This window comes from Bacillus sp. YH3-2-B2 (assembly GCF_053663335.1).
Window position 1 is genome coordinate 795,154 of record NZ_JBSJQE010000003.1, and the last position, 24,040, is coordinate 819,193.

The 24,040-nt window shown below is 47.1% G+C and carries 23 protein-coding genes; 4 read left to right on the plus strand and 19 right to left on the minus strand.

The window, feature by feature from the left end:
* Positions 1-115 precede the first annotated feature (115 nt).
* The 11 genes from ACWJJX_RS14140 to sppA form a co-directional block, all read right to left on the minus strand.
* The gene (locus tag ACWJJX_RS14140) at positions 116-244 is read right to left on the minus strand and encodes a hypothetical protein (protein ID WP_003152430.1); all 129 of its coding nucleotides are present in this window, start codon (positions 242-244) and stop codon (positions 116-118) included.
* Positions 245-318: 74 nt separating this feature from the next.
* Positions 319-1,695, minus strand: a complete 1,377-nt coding sequence (argH, locus tag ACWJJX_RS14145) for an argininosuccinate lyase (protein ID WP_454023056.1) — start codon at positions 1,693-1,695, stop codon at positions 319-321.
* Positions 1,692-2,903 (minus strand): argininosuccinate synthase, encoded by a 1,212-nt coding sequence (locus tag ACWJJX_RS14150; protein ID WP_003152428.1) that lies wholly within the window; start codon positions 2,901-2,903, stop codon positions 1,692-1,694. Before ACWJJX_RS14150 ends, argH begins: the two co-directional genes overlap by 4 nt.
* A gap of 151 nt (positions 2,904-3,054) precedes the next feature.
* A complete protein-coding gene (locus ACWJJX_RS14155) occupies positions 3,055-3,567 on the minus strand; it encodes a MogA/MoaB family molybdenum cofactor biosynthesis protein (protein WP_003152427.1) in 513 nt (170 codons plus the stop codon).
* Positions 3,568-3,666: 99 nt separating this feature from the next.
* On the minus strand, positions 3,667-4,854 hold the full coding sequence (locus ACWJJX_RS14160; RefSeq protein WP_003152426.1) for an acetate kinase: 1,188 nt from the start codon (positions 4,852-4,854) through the stop codon (positions 3,667-3,669).
* A gap of 311 nt (positions 4,855-5,165) precedes the next feature.
* Positions 5,166-6,152 (minus strand): class I SAM-dependent methyltransferase, encoded by a 987-nt coding sequence (locus tag ACWJJX_RS14165; protein WP_173613153.1) that lies wholly within the window; start codon positions 6,150-6,152, stop codon positions 5,166-5,168.
* A gap of 61 nt (positions 6,153-6,213) precedes the next feature.
* Positions 6,214-6,717: a thiol peroxidase gene (gene tpx, locus ACWJJX_RS14170; RefSeq protein ID WP_007613091.1), complete on the minus strand. Its 504-nt coding sequence runs from the start codon at positions 6,715-6,717 to the stop codon at positions 6,214-6,216.
* A 115-nt stretch (positions 6,718-6,832) separates the two neighbouring features.
* Complete coding sequence (ytfJ, locus tag ACWJJX_RS14175; protein WP_003152423.1) at positions 6,833-7,273, minus strand: GerW family sporulation protein; 441 nt, start codon at positions 7,271-7,273, stop codon at positions 6,833-6,835.
* A 12-nt stretch (positions 7,274-7,285) separates the two neighbouring features.
* Entirely contained in the window at positions 7,286-7,975 is a 690-nt protein-coding gene (locus tag ACWJJX_RS14180) for a DUF2953 domain-containing protein (RefSeq protein ID WP_063636778.1), read from the minus strand.
* 77 nt (positions 7,976-8,052) lie between these two features.
* Positions 8,053-8,544 carry an RDD family protein gene (locus ACWJJX_RS14185; RefSeq protein ID WP_017418361.1) on the minus strand — a complete coding sequence of 164 codons (492 nt, stop codon included), beginning with the start codon at positions 8,542-8,544 and terminating at the stop codon, positions 8,053-8,055.
* Between the two features lie 13 nt (positions 8,545-8,557).
* Complete coding sequence (gene sppA, locus ACWJJX_RS14190; RefSeq protein ID WP_003152419.1) at positions 8,558-9,565, minus strand: signal peptide peptidase SppA; 1,008 nt, start codon at positions 9,563-9,565, stop codon at positions 8,558-8,560.
* Positions 9,566-9,746: 181 nt separating this feature from the next.
* Here sppA and ACWJJX_RS14195 point away from each other — a divergent pair, with 181 nt between their 5' ends.
* Positions 9,747-10,553, plus strand: coding sequence for an NAD kinase (locus ACWJJX_RS14195; RefSeq protein WP_003152418.1), 807 nt, complete (start codon positions 9,747-9,749; stop codon positions 10,551-10,553).
* 16 nt (positions 10,554-10,569) lie between these two features.
* Here the strand turns inward: ACWJJX_RS14195 and ACWJJX_RS14200 are convergent, their stop codons facing one another.
* From ACWJJX_RS14200 to ACWJJX_RS14220, 5 genes are all read right to left on the minus strand, one after another.
* Positions 10,570-12,165: an amidohydrolase gene (locus tag ACWJJX_RS14200; protein ID WP_454023057.1), complete on the minus strand. Its 1,596-nt coding sequence runs from the start codon at positions 12,163-12,165 to the stop codon at positions 10,570-10,572.
* A gap of 23 nt (positions 12,166-12,188) precedes the next feature.
* A complete protein-coding gene (mbcS, locus tag ACWJJX_RS14205) occupies positions 12,189-13,775 on the minus strand; it encodes an acyl-CoA synthetase MbcS (protein WP_454023058.1) in 1,587 nt (528 codons plus the stop codon).
* A gap of 147 nt (positions 13,776-13,922) precedes the next feature.
* Positions 13,923-14,141: an alpha/beta-type small acid-soluble spore protein gene (locus ACWJJX_RS14210; RefSeq protein WP_003152415.1), complete on the minus strand. Its 219-nt coding sequence runs from the start codon at positions 14,139-14,141 to the stop codon at positions 13,923-13,925.
* Between the two features lie 80 nt (positions 14,142-14,221).
* Entirely contained in the window at positions 14,222-15,427 is a 1,206-nt protein-coding gene (gene thiI, locus ACWJJX_RS14215) for a tRNA uracil 4-sulfurtransferase ThiI (RefSeq protein WP_032858466.1), read from the minus strand.
* Between the two features lie 3 nt (positions 15,428-15,430).
* Entirely contained in the window at positions 15,431-16,576 is a 1,146-nt protein-coding gene (locus ACWJJX_RS14220) for a cysteine desulfurase family protein (protein WP_285979021.1), read from the minus strand.
* Positions 16,577-16,769: 193 nt separating this feature from the next.
* Here ACWJJX_RS14220 and brnQ point away from each other — a divergent pair, with 193 nt between their 5' ends.
* Positions 16,770-18,110: a branched-chain amino acid transport system II carrier protein gene (brnQ, locus tag ACWJJX_RS14225; protein WP_003152412.1), complete on the plus strand. Its 1,341-nt coding sequence runs from the start codon at positions 16,770-16,772 to the stop codon at positions 18,108-18,110.
* Between the two features lie 113 nt (positions 18,111-18,223).
* On the opposite strand, the gene ezrA is transcribed toward brnQ, so the two are convergent.
* Positions 18,224-19,915 carry a septation ring formation regulator EzrA gene (gene ezrA / locus ACWJJX_RS14230; protein WP_029973330.1) on the minus strand — a complete coding sequence of 564 codons (1,692 nt, stop codon included), beginning with the start codon at positions 19,913-19,915 and terminating at the stop codon, positions 18,224-18,226.
* Positions 19,916-20,110: 195 nt separating this feature from the next.
* On the opposite strand from ezrA, the gene hisJ reads away from it, so the two are divergent.
* On the plus strand, positions 20,111-20,923 hold the full coding sequence (gene hisJ / locus ACWJJX_RS14235; RefSeq protein ID WP_069473539.1) for a histidinol-phosphatase HisJ: 813 nt from the start codon (positions 20,111-20,113) through the stop codon (positions 20,921-20,923).
* Here the strand turns inward: hisJ and refZ are convergent.
* Complete coding sequence (gene refZ, locus ACWJJX_RS14240) at positions 20,913-21,536, minus strand: forespore capture DNA-binding protein RefZ (protein ID WP_007408038.1); 624 nt, start codon at positions 21,534-21,536, stop codon at positions 20,913-20,915. The two genes, hisJ and refZ, sit on opposite strands and share 11 nt — an antisense overlap.
* Positions 21,537-21,661: 125 nt before the next feature.
* Here refZ and ACWJJX_RS14245 point away from each other — a divergent pair, with 125 nt between their 5' ends.
* Positions 21,662-22,144 (plus strand): GAF domain-containing protein, encoded by a 483-nt coding sequence (locus ACWJJX_RS14245; RefSeq protein WP_454023059.1) that lies wholly within the window; start codon positions 21,662-21,664, stop codon positions 22,142-22,144.
* A gap of 34 nt (positions 22,145-22,178) precedes the next feature.
* Here the strand turns inward: ACWJJX_RS14245 and ACWJJX_RS14250 are convergent, their stop codons facing one another.
* Positions 22,179-23,927, minus strand: coding sequence for a sensor domain-containing diguanylate cyclase (locus ACWJJX_RS14250; RefSeq protein ID WP_003152407.1), 1,749 nt, complete (start codon positions 23,925-23,927; stop codon positions 22,179-22,181).
* Positions 23,928-24,040: the final 113 nt, after the last annotated feature.

The following is a 24,040-nucleotide window of genomic DNA, read 5'->3' on the forward strand; positions in this document are numbered from 1 at the left end:
CGTAGCCGCTTCAATAAAATCAAGACGTTTCTCCCTCTACTTTACTATAAACAAACGGCAATATCACTTTTTTGCACTTCGTCTGCACGAAAAAAAAGCCGTCTTTACAGACAGCTTAATTTTCTGAAGGAGCAGAGGCTTCCTCCATGCCGACATAACCGCTTTGGTATGCCTCTGAGATGAGCCTGGCCGTTTCTTCACTTTCTTTTTCATCATAGATGTAACGGTCTTGTTCTTTGCGCATTCCTTCTACCTCCCATCTTTTATAGATGTAGGGTGTCTGATATGATGGGAAAATATGAAGGAAATTTCAGCAAATTAAATGCCGGCGCAGGCTTTTGCTTTTACGAGCGCCTGTTCTACCTGCTGAAAACCCGTTCCGCCGGCGCTCATTCTTTTTTCAACCGCATGATGCGGATCTAGCACTGTATAGATATCTTCTTCAAAGAGACTGCTGGCTTGAAGGAATTCTTCAAATGCCATATCACTTAAATAGATTCCTTTTTCAATACAGCTGTACACAAGCTTGCCGACCACTTCATGCGCTTCTCTGAACGGCATGCCTTTTTTAGCTAAATAATCGGCAAGTTCCGTCGCGTTTGAAAAATCTTGTTTTGTCGCTTGTTTCATGATGTCTTTGTTTACTTTCATCGTTTCAATCATGCCCGTGAAAATCTGAAGGCTTCCTTCTACGGTTTTCACCGTGTCAAACATGCCCTCTTTATCTTCCTGCAGGTCTTTATTGTAAGCGAGCGGGAGCCCTTTCATAATCGTGAAAAGACCCATCATATCGCCGTATACGCGTCCGGTTTTACCGCGGATCAGCTCCGCCATGTCGGGGTTTTTCTTCTGCGGCATCATGCTGCTTCCCGTCGCGTACGTATCATCCAGTTCAATGAATCTGAATTCCTGCGAGCACCATAGAATGATTTCTTCTGATAAACGTGAAAGGTGCATCATCAGCATGCTGCTGCCGCTTAAAAACTCGAGAATAAAATCTCTGTCACTGACTCCGTCAAGACTGTTCTCATAAATGGAGTCAAAACCGAGCAGCTCCGCCGAATAGTTACGGTCTATCGGAAACGTAGTTCCGGCAAGCGCCCCGCATCCGAGCGGCGATATGTTAATCCGCTTCATAGCATCCCGAAAACGCTCTTTATCCCGTTCAAGCATCCAAAAATAAGCAAGCAGATGGTGGGCGAAAGAAATCGGCTGAGCCCGCTGCAAATGGGTGTACCCCGGCAGAATGGTCTCGACATTGGCCTCCGCTTTTTCGATCAGCGCTTTTTGGAACTGTTCAATCAGCACGATGATATGCGAGACATGATCTTTCAAATACAAATGCATGTCTGTCGCAACCTGGTCATTCCGGCTTCTGCCGGTATGGAGCTTGCCGCCTAGCGGTCCGATTTCTTCGATCAGTATTTTTTCAATATTCAAATGGATATCTTCATAATCAACAGAGAATTCAAGCGTTCCTTCCTCTGCTTTTTGCAGGAGGGTCTGCAGCCCCTGTCGGATGGCGCCTTCTTCTTCTTCCGTCAGAATGCCGCATTTTTTTAGCATTGCCGCATGAGCGAGAGATCCTGTAATATCCTCTTTGACTAAGTTTTGGTCGAATGTGATGGATGCGCCGAACTCATCGACCCACTTTTCCGGTGTTTTTTGAAAACGGCCTCCCCAAAGCTTCTTCATGCTTCAATCTGCTCCTTCTTTTTCACAATGCTGTTTACTTTTGTCGGCAGTCCCCAAAGCTCGATAAAGCCGATTGCCGCATGATGGTCAAACGCATCGTCTTTTGTATATGTCGCAAGTTTTTCATCGTAGAGTGAATATTCCGACTTACGTCCTTCTACAATGGCATGGCCTTTAAACAGCTTGACTCGCACAACGCCGGTGACGTGCTTTTGGGTTTCTTTCAGGAATGCAAGCAGCGCGTCTTTTAACGGCGAGAACCATAAACCGTTATAGATGATTTCAGACAGTTTTTGTTCAATTGCCGGTTTGAAATGGGCCACTTCTTTCACTAAAGTCAGATCCTCAAGCTCTTTGTGAGCCGTAATCAAAGTCATGGCGCCCGGGCACTCATAAACTTCACGGGACTTAATGCCGACCAGGCGGTTTTCCACATGGTCAATCCGGCCGATGCCGTGTTTCCCGGCAGTCTCGTTCAGCTTGAGAATTAAATCAGCGAGCGGGTAGGTTACGCCGTCGATTGAAACCGGAACACCGGCTTCAAATGCGATTTCGATGATTTCCGGAACGTCCGGCGTGTTTTCAAGAGATGCTGTCAGGTCATATGCCCCTTCAGGCGGCGCCGCCCACGGATCTTCTAATATACCGCATTCATTGGCGCGTCCCCATAGGTTCTGGTCGATGGAATACGGGCTGTCAAGATTGATCGGAATCGGTATGCCGCGGCTTGCAGCGTATTCAATTTCTTCTTCACGCGACCATTGCCACTCACGGACCGGAGCAATGACCTCCAGATCAGGATTTAATGATTTAATGGATACTTCGAAACGAACCTGATCGTTGCCTTTTCCCGTGCAGCCGTGCGCTACGGCCACCGCGTTTTCCTTTTCCGCCACTTCAACGAGTTTTTTCGCGATTAACGGACGGGATAGTGCAGATACGAGCGGATACTTGCCTTCATACATTGTATGGGCCTGCATAGAAATGAGCGCGTACTCCCGGGCGAATTCTTCTTTCGCATCAATCACATACGAATTTACGGCGCCAACTTCCAGCGCTTTTTGCTGAACGAATGCCAAATCCTTTCCTTCCCCAACATCTAAGCAGCAGGCAACAACATCGTATCCCTGTTCTTGCAGCCATTTTATCGCTACAGAAGTATCAAGACCTCCTGAGTATGCCAATACAACCTTTTTTTGTTCTGCCATGTTAAAAGCTCCCTTTGTATAAAAATTAGTTTTAATTAATAAAAATGCATTTTGTATGTATACACTGTAACAAGTAAATTCTGTTTTTTCAAGCCTTTTATAAAAAAAACCCCACCCAATTTTTTGAGCGGAGCAAAGCCTTTTTATACATTTATAAATCTTTTCGGATTTCCCGGAGCACATGAGGCAGTTCAGGAATAATCAGTTTACTCATTGCAAGCTTTACGGCGCCTGAGGAGCCGGGCGTGCAGAAGACTGCGGTATTTCGGATCACACCCGCTGCCGCTCTGGACAAAATGGCGGCGGAACCGATGTCCTCCGTATAGCTCAGCATGCGGAACAGCTCGCCGAATCCCGGGAGTTCTTTTGAAAACAGCGGCGTGACCGCTTCAATTGTGACATCCCTTTCGGCAATGCCCGTCCCTCCGTTTAACAGCACCGCATCTGTATATTCATCCATACAGCCGGATAAAACGGCTTTCTGCAATTCATCTTTTTCATCTTTTACAATGTCATAAGCGACCGTTTCAAATCCCGCTTCTCTGATGAAATCCATCATGACGCGACCGCTTTTGTCGGTTTCTTTCGTTCTCGTGTCGCTGACTGTTATCACCTTGCAGCGCACGGCTGACGGGGCTTCTTGTTTATGTTCATGCACACTCATTGCTTCACCTCATCGTTTATGTATTAAACATATCGTAACGTTTGACTCTGGGGCATTCAATAAAAAAGCACACCCTAAAGGATGTGCTTTTTTCGATCATTACTGTGCAAGGCGGACAACGTCGCGTGCGATCATGACCTCTTCGTCAGTCGGAATGATGATGACTTTGACAGGAGAGTGAGGGTAGCTGATAAACGCTTCCTCGCCGCGCACGTTGTTCAGCGCAGGATCCCAATATACACCCATGAATTCTAAGCCGCGAAGCACGCGTTCTCTGACTTCAACGCTGTTTTCACCGATACCCGCAGTGAAAATAATCGCGTCAACGCCGCTCATTCTCGCAGCGTAAGAACCGATGTATTTATGGATTCTGCTTGCAAACACTTCAAGAGCCGTTTCCGCTCTTTCGTTTCCTTCTTTTGAAGCTTCTACGATATCGCGAAGGTCGCTGGAGAAACCGGATATGCCAAGCAGTCCGCTCTTTTTATTTAACGTATTTAATACTTCATCTGCCGTCTGATCCGTTTTTTCCATAATGTACGGGATCAATGCAGGGTCGATGTTTCCTGAACGTGTTCCCATCGCAACACCCGCAAGCGGTGTGAAGCCCATTGACGTATCAATGGATTTTCCGCCTTCTACGGCCGCGATACTTGCGCCGTTACCGAGGTGGCAGGAAATCAGACGCAAATCTTCAAGCGGGCGGCCGAGAAGCTCAGCTGCGCGCTGTGTCACGTATTTATGAGAAGTGCCGTGGAAACCGTATTTGCGGATGCCGTATTTCTCGTAGTATTCGTACGGAAGGCTGTACAGGTAAGATTGCTCAGGCATCGTTTGGTGGAACGCCGTATCAAACACTGCAACCGCAGGCACATCCGGAAGCACTTCTTTAAAGGCTTTAATGCCGACGATGTTAGCCGGATTATGAAGCGGCGCAAGTTCTGAAATCTCTTCAATCTCACGGATTGTTTCATCCGTAAGCAAAACAGAATCGCTGAATTTTTCTCCGCCGTGAACCACACGGTGGCCGATTCCGTCAATTTCATTTAAATCCTTTATAATACCGAATTCAGTCAGCTTGTGAAGCAGCATCTTCACCGCAACCGCATGATCCGGAATATCTGTCACTTCTGTATTTTTTTCGCCGTTAACAGAGATAGTGAAAACGCTGTCGGCGATACCGATCCGTTCTACTAAACCTTTTGTTAGCACCTTTTCTGAAGGCATTTCGAATAACTGAAATTTTAAAGATGAGCTTCCTGCGTTAATTGCAATAATTTTAGACATAAATGACGCTCCTATCAAAATTCTTCTTCGTTTGTTCGTTCTTTTTTCCCAGACCATAACTGCGGTCCAAAAAATATCTGACTTTTCCATTTAAACATTGTCAACCCAGCATTTCAAGTCAACATCCACATTGGTACCGCTTACAACACGAAGTCGATATTTTCTGATAAATCTCATTTGTGCCAAATGGACGGCACGGCCTTACGGAATATTATTTTCTTTCCTTAATTTGTGTTTTCGCCCTGATTTCCATTCATTTTAAAAAGCGAAAAGCAGCGCGGGATTTTGCGTCTCACACTGCTTTTTCGTCATTATTTTTCTTTTTGAATCCATTGATCCAATTTTGCCATCATCTCCCGCATCGCCTGCTGGTTCGCAAAAGAAGGAAGATTCGCCAAAAGCGCTTGTTTCGGCGGCTTTGTGTCTTCGCCTTTTTTCTGCAAGATTAAAATGCTCTTTGCCTGCGCTTCGTCTTTAAACATCGTAGCCGGCAGCTGGAGAAGGGCGTTGATATACACTTTTTCCGCAAAAAACCGCTTCAGTTTATCGCTTTGCGCGCTGTCAAACAGATGGTTCGGAATCATAAAAAATAAGTATCCGCCCGGTTTTGTATGTTTGACGCTCTGCTCAATAAATAAGTGGTGAGCAAATGAGTGGCCTTCATCCGCTTTCAGCTCAAACGCTTGAGCGCCTTCGTCATTCGGATAGTAGCCGACCGGCAAATCGCAGATAACCGCATCGGCCGGTTCGATAAATAACGGCTGAAGACTGTCCTGGCAGAACAGCTCCATTTCTTTTTCCTGCAGATTCGCCTGAGCATAAGCGATCTTCAGAAGGACATCGTCGATTTCAATGCCGAAGCTTTTTGCCGCTTTGTCAGAAAGCTGGTTTGCCGCGGTCAGCAGAAGATTTCCGGTGCCGCAGGCGGGGTCCAGCAATGTCAGGCCTTTTCGGCCGCCCGTAAATTTATTCACGAGGTAACTGATGAAAAGGCCGATCGTATCAGGCGTCATCTGTCTGTTCGGATGGGACTTATCTTTCAGTCCTTTTAAAATGGCGAGCTGGAACGCCTTGCGGATCCATTCATGCTCCCATTTTCTGAAGTCTGCTTTCGCAAGCAGGCTTTTAAGCTCGCCGGCTTGCTTTTCCTGAAGCGGAAGCTGGTCGGCCGTTTCAAGAAAATACATCTCTCCCGCCTCCGCAAGCCCCTCAATATAAGAAATCTCAAGGCCTTCTGCTATCACTTGGGCGGCTTCATCTAAAAGTTCATAAATCTGACCGACATGGTCGTGTTGCATGCTGTTTCCTCCTTGCCATGAAAAGAGCTCCGCGGCAGCACCCGGAGCTCTTTTTCTCTCTTTACTTGATTAACGCTTTTGCAGCTTCGATAGGCTTTTCATAATTCGGGTGGTTTGTCGCTTCGCTTACGTATTCCGCGTAAACGACTTTTCCGTCCTGATCAAGGACAAATACGGAACGTGCCAAAAGACGAAGTTCTTTGATGTGAACACCGAATGCTTCACCAAATGACATCTCTTTATGATCCGATAATGTTTCCACTTTATCAATTCCGTTCGCTCCGCACCAGCGCGCTTGTGCAAACGGAAGGTCGGCGCTGATTGTATAAACGTTCACATCACCGAGTTTTGCGGCTTCTTCGTTGAAGCGGCGTGTCTGCGCGTCACATACGCCTGTGTCAATGGAAGGAATAACGGATATGATCGTTACTTTCCCTTTCATATCTGCTAATGTCTTCTCTTCTAATCCGTTTGTCAAAACCGTGAAGTCAGGAGCTTGGTCACCCGGTTTCACTTCTTGTCCGATCAGCGTCACGGCTCCGCCTTTAAATGTAATTTCAGCCATTCTGATTCCTCCCTTTATCTATGTATAGCTCTATCATAGTCGAGTTTTATGCAAACTGCAAAGGTTATGCCGCATCGTAAAAAAAGCTAACTGCGGGCGGCAGTTAACTTTTCTGTTATAAATCGATATCCGTTCTTTTTTGGTTCCGGCCTTTTTCATTCTTTTTAAACATATGCTGGATGCGTTCAATCGTTTGAGGCGCGGAGTCTAACAGTTTATCAATCAGATGGGTGTTTTCGTCTAAATGAAGCATACGCACGCCGTTTGTTCCGACAATCAGAAACGCAATCGGCGTAATGGATACTCCGCCGCCGCTTCCGCCGCCGAACGGGAGCTTCTGCTCTTTTCTTTCATCATCATCGGTTCTTTTTTCAGCCGGCTTTCCTCCAAACTCGCTTCCGCCCGCCGCAAATCCGAATCCGACCTTTGAAACCGTTAAGATTACGCTGCCGTCAGGCGTTTCAACAGGATCGCCGATGATTGTATTCACGTCAATCATTTCTTTTAAATTTTCCATAGCGGTTTTCATTAAACCTTGAATGGGGTGGTCTGCCATATGCGCTCCTCCTTAAACTGATGAATCATTCTTTGAAGCAACCGGAACCGGCTGTTTCTTTCGTATGATAGAAAGTCCGTTCCGCCCGTATTTGAGCAATTTGAAAGCTGCACCTATAAGATGTCCAAAACGAAAAAAGAATATACACTGCAAATGCGTCTTGGATGCAGGCACTTGAAAAGACGGAATGACTTCGCACACCGGTTTATGTATGAAACGCAGATGATCATACAGCATCGCCGTAAGGCCTCCCTTTACGGCCCACAATCCGCCGGCGGCGATTCCCGTAACGGCGGCGTCTTTTATTCCGATAACCGTCACCCATTCAAACTTCGTAACACGGACTCCCGCAAGAAATGAGGCGGCGATTTGGCGCATCTGAAAGACTTGGTGCAGAATCATTTCTATTCTGTGAATGCTCTGTTTGACATCTTCATATGTGATTTTTTTCTTCTCTTTTTTCTGACCTTTCATTTCTGATTTCGTGTCCTGTTTGACATCAATAGACGCGTCTTCGCTGTTTACTTTAATGACGGGCAGCGTTTTTTTAAAACGGACCAGCCCGTATAAGGCCGAGAGTTTATACGTCAGTTTGTCGTTATCTTTATCGTGAAGATATTCGAAAGTCAGATAGATTTTCATCCTCATGAGCAGCCAGACCAAAATGAGAATGAGAATTACAGCTGCTGCGGCATATCCCATAAGCTTCACTTCCTTAGCAGCATTATCGCCAAAACCCAAAAAAATAAACCCGGACGTTTATTCCGGGTTTACTGCTTTTATTTGCGGTACAGCGCTTCGTGAATCACCGTTGTGTCGGCGATCAAATCGTGAATGCCCTGCTTTTTGGGCGTAAACGCAATGACGATATAGAGAATCCAGATTTTATCGATATAACGCCCCACCGCTTCTCTGAAAATGACGGTGCTCCAAGTCAGCGGCTTTCCGGGCGTCAAAGAAGTGACCTTTAACCCGAAGACCATTTTGCCGAGTGTCTGATGAAACCATTTCGTCATGAACACAAAATAGGCGAGGTAGACGATCAGGGTTGTGACGGAATAAGCTGAGATTGTAAACATTCCGCTTGTTGCCGGGAGCTTCATCAGCGTGAAAATCGGTGAAACGATGAGATGGTTAAGTCCCCAGACCACCAGCCAATCAAGAAGAAACGCCCAAAACCTGATCCAAAAGCCCGCATATGCCTGCTCGGGCGCCTTCTGTTGTTCGGCTTCCTCTTCTTTGCCGTGAAAGCCTTCGTAAGTCGCGTCCATTCTTTCTTCCCCCCTACTTTGCATAGAGATACATCATCCGCGGCGAACCGGATTGCGAAATGAGTTCTTTCATATTCAGAAAATCAATTTCGCTTTTAAACATTTTCGCTGCGCTCATGGAAAAGAGCGAGCCTAATCCGAATCCTTCCTCGTATGTGATGACTGAAGCGTTTTTCATATTTTTATGGTCCTTTTTCATCGCGCTGATCGTATCATCGTAAAAACCGAGCTCATCAACGAGGCCGATTTTTTTCGCTTGTCTGCCGTCGTAAACACGGCCGTCGGCAATTTTTTTCACATCCGCTTTTGACATGTGCCGGCCTTTTGAAATGACATTGACAAATCCTTCATAAGAATCGTTGACCATTGTCTGCATGATCTTTCTTTCTTCCTTCGTCATGTCGCGGGTCGGGGACATGATGTCTTTATGCGCGCCGCTTTTAATGGTTTCAAACTTGATGCCGAGTTCATCGGCGAGCTTGGAATAATTGACGCTTTCCATGATGACGCCCAGTGAACCCGTGAGCGTTTCCGGTGAAGCATAGATTTTATCGGCGGCCGTTGAAATATAGTAGCCTCCCGATGCCGCCATGGAGCCCATGGATACATAAATCGGTTTCTTCGTTTCTTTCTTTAGTTCTTCCAGTTTTTTATGTATTTCCGCGCTTTCGTAAACGCCTCCGCCGGGGGAATTGATTTTCAGTACAATTCCTTTGACGCTTTTATCTTCTTTCGCACGCTCAACCTGTTTTAAAAATGATCTGTGATCATACCCGCCTGAGCTGAGCAGGCCAGCGGACCCGCCGTTATCCTCAATCGTGCCGTCCACTTCAAGCACGGCGATTTTACTGCCGGGGCTGCCCTTATCCAGCGTCACTTCCTCTGTGTCATCTGTCAGTGATGCAAAGTCAGACCCTGTATCTCCGATATTCTTCAGCACCCCGACGGTCACACTTGCAATGACCGATACGCCGAAAATGCCGAGCGCGATGACGAGCGCAATCCATCTTTTTGCATTCATTTGTTCTCCTCCTTTTCTGTCAATATTCGTACGTTCCCCCGTAAAAAAAGATTCATTTTTTTCATGAAGCGCTTTCTCTTAACGGATAAACAGGAAACATGTTACACTATTGCCACAGGTATTTTAACACAATACCTGCTGGGAGAAAAACGTAAATATGACAGCAAAGGGGAATGGGGATATGACCGATCTTCGCCGCAATGTTTATTTTTTTCACAAACAAAACAACGAAACAAAAGAACAAGTCAGCTCTTTGAAGCAGCTTGCTGAATCGCACGGTTTTACAGTTGCGGCTCACCCGGAGGATGCCGGTATTATCGCCAGCATCGGCAGCGACGGCTCATTTCTGCAAGCCGTCAGAAAAACCGGATTCCGTGATGACTGCCTGTATGTCGGCATCGCTAAAAAAGGGAAAGCCCATTTGTACTGTGATTTTCACAGCGATGAGCCTGAAAAAATGGCGGCCAGCATGACCGCGGAACAGCTTGAGGTCAGAAAATACCCGCTCATTCACGTAACGGTGGACGGCAGCAATCATTTTCACTGTTTAAACGAGGTTTCCATCCGTTCAAGCATTATTAAAACGTTTGTGATGGATGTGTTAATTGATGATCTTCATTTTGAGACGTTCAGAGGAGACGGGATGATCATTTCCACCCCGACGGGCAGCACCGCCTACAATAAGTCTGTCTCAGGCGCCGTTGTTGATCCTTTGATTTCCTGCATGCAGGTATCCGAACTGGCGTCGTTGAACAACAACACATACCGTACACTCGGATCTCCGTTTATTTTAAGCTCAGACCGGAAGCTGACACTGCAGGTGGTCCAGGACGGCAATGAGCATCCGATTATCGGGCTTGATAATGAAGCGCTCAGCACGCGGAATGTCAAAAAGGTTGAGATTACACTATCCGATAAAAAAATCAAAACGGTGAAACTGAAAGACAACTCTTTCTGGGAAAAAGTAAAGCGATCATTTTTATCATAAAAAAAGAGGACGGGCATCACTGCCTGTCCTCTTTTTCATATACGATACGGCCGCCGACGACGGTTTTGACAGCTTCCAATTCATGAAGCTTTTTCGGATCCATCCCGAACGGATCACCGCTGAGTACGGTAAAGTCGGCATCATAGCCGGGGGCGATCCGTCCGCGGCTATGTTCTTTATGGATGATGGCCGCGCTTCCCTCCGTGTAAAGCTGAATGGCTTCGTACACGGTCAGGCACTCTTTTTCATAATAGGCCGGACCTTCCGGATGCTGCTTGCTTGTACGGAGCACAGCCGATTGAATGCCCAGAAGCGGATCGGCCGGCTCAATCGGGGCGTCTGAGCCTCCGGCGCACAGCAGCCCTTTTGACAGCAGTGTTTTCCAGGCGAAAGCCGTTTTCATCCGCTCTTCTCCGAGCCGGTCAATCACCCACGGAAAGTCACTGGCCACAAAATGCGGCTGAAGATCAAGTCCGATCGGCAGCCGGGCGGCTCTTTCAATCAATCCGGCATCTAATACTTGCGCATGAATGAGCCTGTCTAGCTGTCCGGGCTTTGCCGGGTATCTTTCGATAACATCGAGCACCTTTTCAAATGCAAGGTCGCCAATCGCGTGCACGGCGATCTCCATTCCTTTCTCTCTCGCTTTATAAACAAGAGCGGCAAGGGTCTCGTCATCGTGCACCTGAACGCCGGAAACTGACGGATCATCATGATAAGGCTTTTTCAACAGAGCGGTTCTGCCTCCGAGCGCGCCGTCAGCAAAAATTTTCATCGCTCCGTATTCCAGGTAAGGTCCGGTCGATTTATCCAGAGCGCTCCAGCTGTCGACGGCTTCGTGATGAACGAGCAGATGGGCGCGAAAAGGATAAAGGCCGCTGCCGGTTAAAGACTCGTACGCGGCAACGGGAACGGACGCGTCTCCGTAGTATGCCAGATCTTCTGAATGCCCGCCTGTCAGGCCTTTTGACCAGCAGTCCGTAATCGCCGTTTGAAGCGCGCGTTTGACATAGTGAAGTGAGACGGGCGGAAGGGCCTGTGTCACAAGCTCTTGGGCTTTATCCAGCAGAAGGCCTGTCGGACCGGTGCCGTCCCGGACGATAATCCCGCCGTTTGGATCAGGTGTTTCGGTTGTAATTCCCGCCTCGCGCAATGCGGCCGAATTAACCGCAACGGCGTGCCGGCATACCCGCTTCAGCAGGACGGGGCGGTCGGGAAAGAGCGGGTCAAGGTCATGCTTCGTGACGTAATCCGGCCGTTCAAACAGGTTTTCATCCCAGCCTTCGCCGATCAGCCATTCGCCATCTTCCAATTCACGCTCTGCTTCTTTTGCGGCCCGCAGGATCGCTTCTTTTGACGTCAGCTGCGACAAATCGAGGCGAAGCTGTTTTTCCCCGTGTCCGATTAAATGCATATGACTGTCCGTAAACCCCGGGAACATGACAGCTCCATGTAAATCGATTTCCTCCGTATCAGGCGAACCGTATGTTCCTTGGAGCTCCCGGTAGCTGCCCGTCTGCCTGACGACGCCTTCTTCGGTATAAACGGCTTCAGTGACATGATTCTTGTCAAGCATTGTATAGATGGTGCCGCCGTGCCAAATCGCTTTCATCCCCGCTCACCCTTTATCCTGTATTATGCTTTTTTATCAGCCTTCAGCCGTTCTTCACGCTGTCTCAGCTCCACACGTCTGATTTTTGCGGACGCCGTTTTCGGCAGGCTTTCGACAAATTCAATTTCTCTCGGATATTTGTAAGGCGCCGTAATTGTTTTTACGTGGTTTTGCAGTTCTTTGACAAGTTCGTCACTGCGCTTTTCATCGTCTTGTAAAACGACATAAGCTTTTACGATTGAACCTCTGATTTCATCCGGGCTTGCCACGACTGCACATTCTTTCACTTCCGGATGCTTCACGAGCGCGTCCTCTACTTCAAAAGGCCCGATTGTATATCCGGAGCTGACGATAATGTCATCATTGCGGCTCTCAAACCAAAAGTAGCCGTCCTCGTCTTTTTTCGCGCGGTCTCCTGTAAGAAAGTAATCTCCGCGAATCTGCTTTTTCGTTCTTTCGGGATCTTTATAATATTCCTTGAATAAAGCCGGTGTGCTCAAATGTACGGCGATATCGCCCGTTTCGCCTGTTTCGCATATTTCGCCTTTATCGTTTACAATCTCTACTTGATTTCCGGGGGTCGGTTTGCCCATGCTTCCCGGCTTAATATCCATATCCTTCAGGACGCCGACTAACAGGGTGCTCTCCGTTTGGCCGTATCCGTCTCTCACTTTAATGCCGAAATGCTTCCGGAATACGTCAATGACTTCCCGGTTTAATGGCTCACCCGCAGAAACTGCGCTGTGAAGAGCAGAAAGATCATATTTGTCCAGCTCCTCCACTTTTGCCATCAGGCGGTATTCCGTCGGGGTACAGCAGAAGACATTTACTTGATGGCGCTCCAGCAGCTCTAAATACGTCTTGGCGTTGAATCTGCCGTGATAAATGAATCCTGTCGCGCCGCTTCCCAGAACGGCGAGCAGCGGGCTCCACACCCATTTCTGCCAGCCGGGCGCCGCGGTGGCCCACACTGTATCGTCTTCGGAAATATCCAGCCATGCACCGGCTGATGTTTTTAAATGGGCAAAGGCCCAGCCGTGTGTATGTACAACGCCTTTAGGCTGGCCGGTCGTGCCTGAAGTATAGGACAAAAACGCCATGTCCTCTCTTGTTGTATCAGCTGTTTGAAAACTGTCTCCGTCCGCTTCAATCGTTAGGAGGTTTTTCCAGCCGGCATCATTTTCACCGATTGACAATGTCACCAGCTGCTCGGTATTCACCTCGTCAAACGCGTTTATAAATGAAGGAAAAACGATAGCGCCTTTCACTTCGGCGTGTTTGATCCGGTATTCAAGGTCTTTGGCGCGCAGCATTTCCGAGCAAGGAATGACGACCATCCCCGCTTTTAAGATCGCTAAATAAACGGCATACGCTTCAAGCACTCTCGGAACCATGACAATCAGCTTATCGCCTTTTTCAAATCCGAGACCTTTCAGGCGGGCTCCGATTTTATTCGTTTCTTCCATCAATTTTTCATACGTCCAGACTTTCTTGCCGCCTGTTTGATCTTCCCAAATAAGCGCGTTCTTCTCTTTGGAACGGCTGAACTTTTCGATTTCATTTACAAGGTTATAGTTCTTTGGGGCGATTAAATCTTCTCGTTTTAACACGAACAACTCCTCACTTTCTTTCCCCATTATACATAAACATAGGCCATTACAATAAAAATATGCATAAATTGCTTCCCGCTTCTATCTATACTCATGAAAAAAGAGCGGGGAATTCCCCGCTCTCTTAGCCATTATGTGAAGTTGTGATTAAAACTGCTGCTGGCTGCTTCCGCCCATGCTTTGCTGAGCAAAAGAGACAAGACGTTTTGTGATTTCTCCACCGACAGAACCGTTGGCGCGAGAAGTTGTTTCCGGTCCAAGGTTTACACCGAATTCAGAAGCGATTTCGTACTTCATTTGGTCGATAGCTTGAGCAGCGCCTGGCACTAAAAGCTGGTTGCTGTTTCCGCTGTTTGATTGTGACATGTGTATCACCTCCTTGTGAGTATAGAATGTGATAAAACACATGTCTTCATTCAAAAAAACTTTGGTAATTGTATACAGTTTTAAAACAGGCCGGCAAACTTATCGTGAGCTTCCTGCTCTGAGTAAACAGTGATGGTTTCGATACCGGCAGCGGCCTCTGCAATCAGCGGTTCAAAATCAACGAAGCTTTCGAAGTGCTCGATTTTTTCTTTTTTCGGACGTGTTTTCGGACTTGGCGGCGTAAAGATGGTGCAGCAGTCCTCAAACGGCTGAATGCTTGTTTCATAAGTGCCGATTTCTTTTGATTTCTCGATGATTTCTGTTTTGTCCATTCCGATTAAAGGGCGCAAAACCGGTGTTGCCGTCACGGCATTGATCGCATACATGCTTTCAAGGGTCTGGCTCGCTACCTGCCCGAGGCTTTCTCCCGTAATGATCGCGAGCGCTTTTCGTTCTTCTCTGATTCTGTCCGCGATTTGCAGCATAAGACGCCGCGTCGCCGTCATCGTATAGTTTTCCGGGATTTGTTTTTGGATGAGTTCCTGCGTCTTTGTAAACGGCACGATATGAAGTGTCATACTGCCGCCGAACTTCGCGAGGCATCCCGCGAGATCCATGACTTTCTGCTTTGCCCGTTCGCTCGTATACGGCGGACTGAAGAAATGTACGGCTTCAACTGATAATCCCCGTTTCATCGCGTAAAAACCGGCTACCGGACTGTCAAAACCGCCGGAAAGCATCAGCATCGCTTTACCCGCGGAACCGACAGGAAGGCCTCCGGCGCCTTTTTCGTTACGAATGGTCAGGAATGTCGCTTCCTCCCTGATTTCAATCCGAAGCGGAATATCGGGATTTTTCACATCGACGGTTAATCCATCCGTGTTTTTCAAAATATGGCCGCCGATTTCAGCGTTCATCGCATTCGTATCTAATTCAAACTGCTTGTAAGCCCGTTTGGTCTCGACCTTAAACGTATTCCCCGGTTTATATTCGCCTTCTATCGCGGCTAAAGCCGTTTTTTTAATGTCTTCCAGCTTGCTTTCGCATTTAATTGCGAGACTGAAACTTTGAATGCCGAATATATTCTTTAATAAGGAACAAATTTCCTCCGGGTTTTCTCCATTAAGTGTAATTGACATCCGGTCCCGGTTTGAAAAGTATTTTACTTTTTTATAATCCTTTAATACCAGGCGGATATTCTGTTTTAATCTTTCAATAAAACTGCGTCTGTTTTTTCCTTTTGTGGATATTTCACCAAAACGGATTAAAATATGATCGTAATTCATATGCTACCTCATCATTTTTTTTAGTTTTTGAACAGCCGGCACCAGCGCGGCCATAAACGGCTCCGTGATGTCAGCCGTATGGCTGAAGTTCAGGCTGACTCTGATGCTGCTTGATGCAATCTGTTCGCCTTTATTCATTTGCAGAAGAACACGGCTCGGTTTGTGCTCTCTTGCCGAACATGCCGCGGTTGTGGAGACATATATTCCTTTTTCCTCAAGCATGTGCAGCAGCACTTCCGCCTTCACACCCGGAACGGAAAAATTAATGATATGCGGCGCGCTATTTTCGGCGGGAGTGTTGATGACGACCCCGTCCGTCCCGCTCAGCCTTTCCATGAGCGCATTCTTGGCAGCCTCCACGGAAGAAAGCCGCTCATTCATGTCACGCGCGGAAAGATTGATCGCTTTCGCAAGGGAAACGGCGCCTGCCGTGTGTTCTGTTCCGGCGCGGACGCCTTTTTGCTGCGAGCCGCCCGTTATAAGCGGAATGAGCCGCGTTCCTTCTTTGACGATAAGCGCTCCGGTCCCTTTTAAGCCGTGAAACTTATGCCCTGAAACGGTGCAAAGGTCAATGCCCGCTTCTTCTATAGACAGAGGAACTTTATGAATGCCCTGCACATGATCAACATGAAACAGAATATTCCGGTGCTGCTTCAAAAACCCGCCGATTTCCTTTACGGGCTGAATGGAGCCGACTTCGTTATTGACATGCATGACGCTGACGATTATCGTATCCGGCCTGATAGCCGATTTGACGTCTTTCAAAGAAACGAAGCCGTTTTGATCGGCCGGAAGATATGTGACTTCAAAGCCGAACAGCTCTGTCAGCTGATCAAGCGTCTCCGTCACAGAAGGATGCTCAATCGCCGAAGCAATGATATGTCTTCCTTTACTCATGTTTGCCCAGGCCGCTCCCTTTAACGCAGCGTTATTCGCTTCAGTCGCGCCTGATGTAAATACAATATCATAATTTTTTAAACGTAAGGTTCTTTTTATTTGCTGAGCGGCCGCTTCAAGGAGCTGTTCCGTCTCAGTTCCTAACTGGTGCAGAGACGAAGGATTGCCGAAATAACGGCTGCTCGTCTGTTTATACACTTCCAAAACCTCTTCATACGGCTCGGTCGTTGAACTGTTGTCTAAATATATCATTTTTTTTACTCCTTTTATGAAAACGGTACATCGTATGATATTTATGCTACCATAACAAAAGTAAATAGAAATTTGCAATAAATCGAGTATTGACTTCTCTGTACATTGCCATATAATAAGTAATGTTCATTTTGTTATATTATCTGACAATTAATTGACAGAATATTTCAACATAGTATTTAGGAGGATTTTTATGAAACACTCACTACCTGTCAAAGATACCGTTATTATCGGTTTCATGCTTTTCGCACTTTTTTTCGGGGCAGGAAATATGATATATCCGCCGGAGCTTGGGCAAGCGGCGGGGCATAATGTCTGGAAAGCGATGGGCGGTTTCTTACTGACCGGCGTAGGACTGCCGCTTTTAGGTATTATCGCCATCGCATTAACGGGCAAAGACGCGAAAGGACTTGCCGATAAAGCTCACCCGGTATTCGGCACTATTTTCACCGTTGTGCTTTATTTATCAATCGGGCCGCTTTTCGCGATTCCGAGAACCGGAACCGTTTCATATGAAATCGGTGCAGTTCCGTTTTTAAGCGGCATTCCGGAAAGATTATCTTTATTTGTTTTCACGTTGATCTTTTTTTCTATTACGTATTATTTAGCTCTTAACCCGTCCAAAATCGTGGACAGAGTCGGAAAGATTTTGACTCCCATTAAATTCGGTATCATTTTAATCATTGTCGTAAAAGCCATCGTCACTCCGATGGGCGGGCTGGGCGCCGTACATCAGGCATATTCCGGAACGCCGGTGTTCAAAGGATTTTTGGAAGGCTATAAAACAATGGATGCGCTCGCCTCAATCGTCTTCGGCGTCGTTGTCGTCAACGCTGTTAAAAGCAGGGGCGTCACCCAGCGTAAAGCGCTCGCGGCCGCTTGTATTAAAGCGGGTCTGATTGCAGCGGCTGGTTTGACATTCATTTATTTATCTTTGGCCTATCTGGGAGCGACAAGCACGGACGCTGTCGGGCCGCTCGGCGAAGGCGCAAAGATTTTATCAGCTTCATCTGATTACCTGTTCGGTTCACTGGGAAACATCGTTCTCGGCGCCGCCATCACCGTTGCGTGTTTAACGACAAGCATCGGGCTTGTCACATCTTGCGGCGAATATTTTTCAAAATTGATTCCCGCTTTATCATACAAAATGGTGGTTACGATTGTCACGCTGTTCAGTCTGGCGATTTCAAATTTCGGACTTGCTGAGATTATTGCATTTTCAGTTCCTATTTTATCAGCCATTTACCCGCTGGCGATTGTCATTATCGTCCTTTCCTTTATTGATAAAATCTTTAAGGAAAGACGCGAAGTCTATATCGCCTGCCTGATCGGAACGGGACTGTTCAGTATCCTGGACGGTTTGAAGGCAGCAGGCATTCCGCTCGGATCATTAGATTCATTCTTAAACGCAAATCTTCCGCTTTACAGCATGGGAATCGGCTGGGTGCTTCCGGGCATTGCCGGAGCGATCATCGGCTGCATCATCACGTTTTTTATCAGCCCGCCCATCGAATTAAATAAAGCAAAATCGTAACATTCAGCGCCTGCGGTTTGATGTATATCAGCCATAGGCGCTTTTTATATTCCGTGAGAAACAAAAAAACTGCACCTCTGATTTCCATCAGGGTGCAGTTTTTGCTTGTGCGTCTATGAAGCAGATTGATCAGCTTTAATTTTTTTCACGGCGCCGGGAGCTGCTTTTTCAACAGCAGCTGCCGCCATCTCATAAGCTTCATTATAGCTGTAAGCGTAAAACAGCCGTTCCGCTTCTTTCAGCTGTTCGGATAAAATATGATTCTGGCTTCGGAAGCGGTTGCCGTACTGGATGATCCGCTCAATCAGCTTCACCTGAATCACAAGTTCTTCCGCCTCTTCGCTGACTTCCGCAACCACCTTTTCAGCTTCGGTCAGATGTTTGGCGGCTTCCTCCATGTTTAACGGCAGCTCTTCCAATTGGCTGACGGTTTCTTCTATATGATGATTTGCCGTCTCGAGCTTGTCCTTGACTTGTTCAGGAATTCCCGGCACGTTGCTTTTTTGCAGCATTCGGGCCGTGTCAGAAATGGTTTTCCGAAGATGCATCAGCGTTTCCCGCGCCTGCAGTTCTTCTTTTCTGAGCGCCTGCAGATTTTCACGGTATTCGGCATGTTCTTTCTGAGCCTCTTCCATCTGCTTTTCGATGGCCTCGACTTCTTCAATCAGCAGCGAGTAAGCGACATGCTCGCCGTCAAGCTTTTCTCTCGCCTGCTCAAGGAGCCGGCCTATCGTTTCCAGCTGTTTTTCGAAAGCATGCTGTCTGCCGATTTCTCCCGCCGTCAGCTGATAGCTTTCCTTGACGAGCTCCGTTTCGGTTTTTGTGCGGTCTTTTTCTTCCTCAAGCTTCTCATACGCGATGATCAGCTCAGGCATTTTGCTTAATACGGACTGTCCGGCTTCCACTTCGCCTTCCAGCTGTTCATACATCGATTGAATGGTTTCATCAATCAGCTGAAGAATGGCGGACGCTTCGTCGACATCTAATTCTTCCAAAAGCGCGCTTTCGGCCCGTTTCAATTGATTTGTGAGTGTCTCCAGCTCTTTTTCGATTTGAATATGCTCCAATTTGTAGCCTTTTTCCGTCATTTCCCGGTAGCCGTCTTTCAGCTTGGCAATCTGGTTCGGCACGGTCTGTTTACAGTCCGCGAGCAGTTTCGGAACGTCATCTATGTATGTTTGAAGCTGATCCAGTCTGCGGTCCTGTTCAAGCAGCACTTTTCTCGCTTTGATGTAATTGCCGCTTTCCGTCTCTTCTTCGAACTTTTTTATGCCGCTCCAGATTTCGTCGAGATCCGTCTCCAGGCTGTTATATAGCTCTCCGTAGAGATGGCTGTACGCCAGAAGGTTTTTTCGCGCTTTTGAATACCGCTCACGCACCTGTTCAATCTCTCCGCGGCTTTTTTCCTCGCTCGTCACAAGGTCGCTGATCTCACGCAGTATGCCTTCTATATTTGATTCGGCTGCAGTGAGGAGGTCGTCGATGTGGACAAGCACCTGATTCGCTTTTTTGAACCGGTATTTGTCGGCGTTCTCTTCGGCATCATAAAGGAGCTCTTCTACTTTCGGCAGATGGGCTGTGACAATTTCATCCCACTCTTCGCGCCATCTTTCAAAGAACTCTTCCGTCTCTCCGGTCATTTTCAGATGTTTGATCTTGGACATTTCTTCCACTATCGAACGGTTTAAAATTTCAATCTTCCATGACTCCAGCCGGTCAATTTCCGTATAAATTTTTTTCCTGAAAAAGTAGCCCGCCGCAAAGAGCGCGAGCAGTATAACCAATAATCCGATGACTAACTCCATAATGAGCCCCCTTGTTGTTCTCTTAATCTGTCAGGGTGTTTTATGTATTCAGAAAGATTTCAATATATGTATTGAGAAAATCTGTCGTTTTCATTGTTATTATGATACCATGTAACCAACATTTTTTGACCAGAAATCAAAAACTTTTTGCATAATTTCGGCAGGATTCTGCAATTTTTTAATGGAGTGACACAAATGGAAAAACGAGACGCTCATATCCACACGCCTTTTTGCCCTCACGGCTCGAAGGATGCGCTGAAAGAATATGTCGAAAAGGCCCTGGAAAGAGGCTTTGACTCGATCACATTTACAGAGCACGCCCCCCTTCCTCCGTCATTTCAAGATCCCGTACCGCTTCAGGACAGCGCGATGGATCTCAGACAGATGGAGGTTTATTTGGAGCGGCTTTCACAGCTGAAAAAGGAATATGATGGACAAATCAGCATTCTGACCGGGCTAGAAACTGATTTTATCACAGGGTATGAAGAGGAAACCGCGGCGTTTCTGAACACGTACGGCCCCTCACTGGATGACGGCATTTTATCCGTTCATTTTTTGAAGACCGGTCCGTCTTATATCTGCCTCGATTTTGACGAGCATGCGTTTCGGCAGCTTGCCGACCACTTCGGAAGCGTTGAAGCCGTATATGAACAATACTATGAAACTGTGTATTCTTCCATTGTAACACCTCTCGGCCCCTTTAAGCCAAAACGGGTCGGCCATATCACGCTCGTCAAAAAATTCGCACGCCTTTTCCCTTACAGCATGTCACCTCAAATAAGAGAGCTTGCGGCCCGCTGTCTTGACGCCGTGAAAGAACACGGAATGGAGCTGGATGTGAATACATCCGGGCTCAGAAAGAAGTTTGCCGGGGAAGTATACATGGAGGATTGGATGGCTGAGACGGCGAAGCAAAAAAAAATCCCGCTCATATTCGGGTCGGACGCCCATCAAGCGGAAGATGTCGGCAGTTCCTATGAAACGTACAAAAGCATCATTACTTCATAAGCGCCGCATCAGGCCGTCGGAACACGCTTTCGATCCATATCTTCACTTCTTCAAAATACCTTTTATAAAAGTACGGTTCATGAGGCTGCATATAGAGCACCTCCGTAATGTATTGAGGCTGAAGATACGGCATCATCAAGAGGGATTTCAATTGCAGAATAAAATGCGGCACGGGCAGCGTCAGCCGTCTGTGGCGTGACTGCCCTTCTTCAATCACCAGCTGGAAAATATATTTTTCTTTCATTAAGTAAGTAGACATAATTTCCCTGATAAGCACGGAATCAATCGTCACTTCCCGGTACACAAACCGCGTTAATTGACGGTTATCGTGCTGATAGGATAAAATATCGAAAATCACCCGCAGGATGCGTTCCTGCGCGTCTTCACCGTTCATACTGACGGCGGCTTTTTCCAGCGCTTCAGTATAGCCTTCGTAAAACTCGGAAACTAAATGTTCCATTAATCCGCCTTTCCCTTTAAAATAGTAGGAGATGTGCGCAACATTTACATCAGCTGACTTTGCGATTTCACGGACGGACGTGCCGGAATAACCTTTTTGGTTAAACAGCTGGACAGCGGCGTTAATAATTTTGTCTTTGGTGCTTACTTTCATACGGCTCACCCCTTTATGTGTAACAATTCAAGCAGAAAGGCGCCGTTCCTGTAAGAACTTCTCGACAAATGCCGGCAGAACGGCCGGAACTTTGTTTGATATTATAGAAAAAGTGAGGGTTTTCCATGTTTCATGTCGAAAAACAATCCGGAGATAAAGAAAAAAGTTATCAGCTTCTGCTTAAACAGCTCGAAGCCATGACAGAAGATGAAACGGATGCGATCGCAAATTACGCGAATGCATCAGCGCTTTTATACCATTCATTACATGAAGTCAACTGGGCGGGGTTTTACTTCGCTAAAGAGGGCGAGCTTGTGCTCGGACCGTTTCAAGGGCTTCCTGCCTGTGTGCGCATTCCGTTCGGCAGAGGCGTATGCGGCACTGCCTACTCTAACGGCGACGTGCAGCGGATTGCCGATGTGAATGCGTTCCCGGGACATATCGCCTGTGACGCGGCTTCCCAGTCAGAAATCGTCCTCCCGATCCGCGTAAACGGTGAAGTGATCGGTGTGCTGGACATTGACAGCCCTGTGAAAAACCGTTTTGATGAAACGGACGAAGCCTATTTAGCAAAGTTTGTTGAAACGCTTGAAAAACGATTAGGATAAAAAAAGGAGCCCGGCCGGCAGGCCGGCTCCTTTTTTATGTCGTCGTGCTGTTTTGATGGATGATCAGCCGGTTTTTGCCGTTCCGTTTGGCGATATAAAGCGCCTCGTCCGCTTGCTGAACGAGCATTTTCAACGGCATCGGGCCTGTCTTTGACCAGCAGGAAACGCCGCAGGAAATCGTCACGCGCGGCTCGGTGTTTTCCCGGATGGCGCGAACAAGCCTTTTAGCGATGCGTTCTCCGGATGACACGTTGATATTCGGCAGATAGACAGCCAGCTCCTCGCCCCCCCACCTTGCAGCGACATCGTGCTCACGAATATGGTTTTTCATAACGGAGGCCACCTGAATCAGGATCGAATCTCCCGTTTGATGACCGTATGTATCATTAATGGTTTTGAAATTATCGATATCAACGAGGATGAATACACCCCGTTTATGAATTTTCATGCTGTATTGAATTTTCTCATCCAAATAGGTTCTTGAATACAGCTCCGTCAGCTGGTCTGTCTGAACAAGATGCTCAAGCCTGTCGCGCAGCATGGAGTTCGTGACCGCCAATGTCGCATGGTGAATGAGCGCTTGAAAAAGCTTATACATTTCAAACGTAAAAGCATACAAATCCTTTTTCAATAAAATCGCGAACCCGAAGACGGTGTCATTTTCGATCATCGGCACCGCCATCAGCGAGCCGAAGCCGTTTTCGCCGAATACAGTCTTTCCGCTGCCGATAAACACGCCCTTTTCTCCCTCGAACAGCTTTTCTTTCACAATGCTGATATACGGGTTCGCACGTTCTGTCTTAAAAAAAGCGGTATGTCCCGGAAGCAGATTTTGCGTCTCAAAATGATCAATATGAAAAAAAGCCACTTCTTCCGCATGAAATGATTGGGTCATAATGGCGGCGAGTTCCCGCATCGTGTCAGTGAGTCTGAGGCGCTGATTCAGCTGGCGCGATGTTTCATTAATGAGCTCCAGATTCGCAATGCTTTTTTTCGATTGCTCATAGAGCTGCGCATTTTCAAATGCTTTTCCCGCTGCGCCCGCAAGCAGCAGCATTTCACTGAGAGTACTGCACGAAAGAACGGCATCCTGCAGCCCCTCCGTCTTCAGAACCCCGTAAGTCCCCTGCTGGCCTTTGATCGGCAGGTAAGCAGATGACCTGCCTTTTCTGAGCAGTCTCCCCGATAAATAAACCTTCAGGGCAGACGGGTCGGCATCTTTTCCGTCCATATGTAATTCTTTTGCGGGAAGCTGTCTGTCCGTATCCTGATCCTGCGTGATAAACAGTGAAAAGCGGAAAGACCGGAAAGCCGTACTCAAACTTGCCTGCAGTTTTTCCAAAACCTCATTTTGATCCAAAAGCGAATGGAACATTTCTGTCATTCTGTGAATTTTCCGCTGATGCTTCGTTTTGTCAAACAGCCCGCTTTGTCTCACAGATTGATTGATAAACTGAGTAACGATCTCAGGCAATGATTCCGGGATCGGCAGCCCGCCTTCCGAGCGCAGATAAAAGGATCTGCCGGACGTCTGATTCCTGATCATAAAACGGCCGTCACTCTCTTTCAGCGGAGCATAATGCGGTTCATCTTCTGTTTTTATGGTGAAACGTGTTGATTCTGCCGGTGAAAGGGTCAATGAAAGAGATGTAAAGCAGGATTCTAGAGCTGAGGCCAGCCATAACAGCGAGTCGGATAATGAGACGGATTCAGATTTCGTTAAGAAAAAAGAAAGCATTTTCTGATGAAAGGCCGTCACTTCATCAATTGTTTGTTTTTTCATTTTTATCACCTAAACATGTACTACTCATTTTTGTACATTATATCATAAACCTGCACTCTTCATGGAGAAATGGTTGACGGCGGCGGGGAAAAATCATATAATGTTCTTTGTGT

Excerpts from the sequence above, each read along its gene's own strand:
- tpx (WP_007613091.1), bottom strand. The coding sequence starts at position 6,717 with ATGGCTGAAATTACATTTAAAGGCGGAGCCGTGACGCTGATCGGACAA.
- ezrA (WP_029973330.1), bottom strand. The coding sequence starts at position 19,915 with ATGGAGTTAGTCATCGGATTATTGGTTATACTGCTCGCGCTCTTTGCG.
- ACWJJX_RS14220 (WP_285979021.1), bottom strand. The coding sequence starts at position 16,576 with ATGATATATTTAGACAACAGTTCAACGACCGAGCCGTATGAAGAGGTT.
- refZ (WP_007408038.1), bottom strand. The coding sequence starts at position 21,536 with ATGAAAGTAAGCACCAAAGACAAAATTATTAACGCCGCTGTCCAGCTG.
- ACWJJX_RS14140 (WP_003152430.1), bottom strand. The coding sequence starts at position 244 with ATGCGCAAAGAACAAGACCGTTACATCTATGATGAAAAAGAAAGTGAA.
- ACWJJX_RS14150 (WP_003152428.1), bottom strand. The coding sequence starts at position 2,903 with ATGGCAGAACAAAAAAAGGTTGTATTGGCATACTCAGGAGGTCTTGAT.
- ACWJJX_RS14185 (WP_017418361.1), bottom strand. The coding sequence starts at position 8,544 with ATGGACGCGACTTACGAAGGCTTTCACGGCAAAGAAGAGGAAGCCGAA.
- ACWJJX_RS14195 (WP_003152418.1), top strand. The coding sequence starts at position 9,747 with ATGACCGATCTTCGCCGCAATGTTTATTTTTTTCACAAACAAAACAAC.
- ACWJJX_RS14200 (WP_454023057.1), bottom strand. The coding sequence starts at position 12,165 with ATGAAAGCGATTTGGCACGGCGGCACCATCTATACAATGCTTGACAAG.
- ACWJJX_RS14160 (WP_003152426.1), bottom strand. The coding sequence starts at position 4,854 with ATGTCTAAAATTATTGCAATTAACGCAGGAAGCTCATCTTTAAAATTT.
- ACWJJX_RS14245 (WP_454023059.1), top strand. The coding sequence starts at position 21,662 with ATGTTTCATGTCGAAAAACAATCCGGAGATAAAGAAAAAAGTTATCAG.
- ACWJJX_RS14155 (WP_003152427.1), bottom strand. The coding sequence starts at position 3,567 with ATGAGTGTGCATGAACATAAACAAGAAGCCCCGTCAGCCGTGCGCTGC.
- argH (WP_454023056.1), bottom strand. The coding sequence starts at position 1,695 with ATGAAGAAGCTTTGGGGAGGCCGTTTTCAAAAAACACCGGAAAAGTGG.
- hisJ (WP_069473539.1), top strand. The coding sequence starts at position 20,111 with ATGGAAAAACGAGACGCTCATATCCACACGCCTTTTTGCCCTCACGGC.
- ACWJJX_RS14250 (WP_003152407.1), bottom strand. The coding sequence starts at position 23,927 with ATGAAAAAACAAACAATTGATGAAGTGACGGCCTTTCATCAGAAAATG.
- thiI (WP_032858466.1), bottom strand. The coding sequence starts at position 15,427 with ATGAATTACGATCATATTTTAATCCGTTTTGGTGAAATATCCACAAAA.
- sppA (WP_003152419.1), bottom strand. The coding sequence starts at position 9,565 with ATGAATGCAAAAAGATGGATTGCGCTCGTCATCGCGCTCGGCATTTTC.
- ACWJJX_RS14180 (WP_063636778.1), bottom strand. The coding sequence starts at position 7,975 with ATGGGATATGCCGCAGCAGCTGTAATTCTCATTCTCATTTTGGTCTGG.
- ACWJJX_RS14210 (WP_003152415.1), bottom strand. The coding sequence starts at position 14,141 with ATGTCACAATCAAACAGCGGAAACAGCAACCAGCTTTTAGTGCCAGGC.
- ytfJ (WP_003152423.1), bottom strand. The coding sequence starts at position 7,273 with ATGGCAGACCACCCCATTCAAGGTTTAATGAAAACCGCTATGGAAAAT.
- ACWJJX_RS14165 (WP_173613153.1), bottom strand. The coding sequence starts at position 6,152 with ATGCAACACGACCATGTCGGTCAGATTTATGAACTTTTAGATGAAGCC.
- brnQ (WP_003152412.1), top strand. The coding sequence starts at position 16,770 with ATGAAACACTCACTACCTGTCAAAGATACCGTTATTATCGGTTTCATG.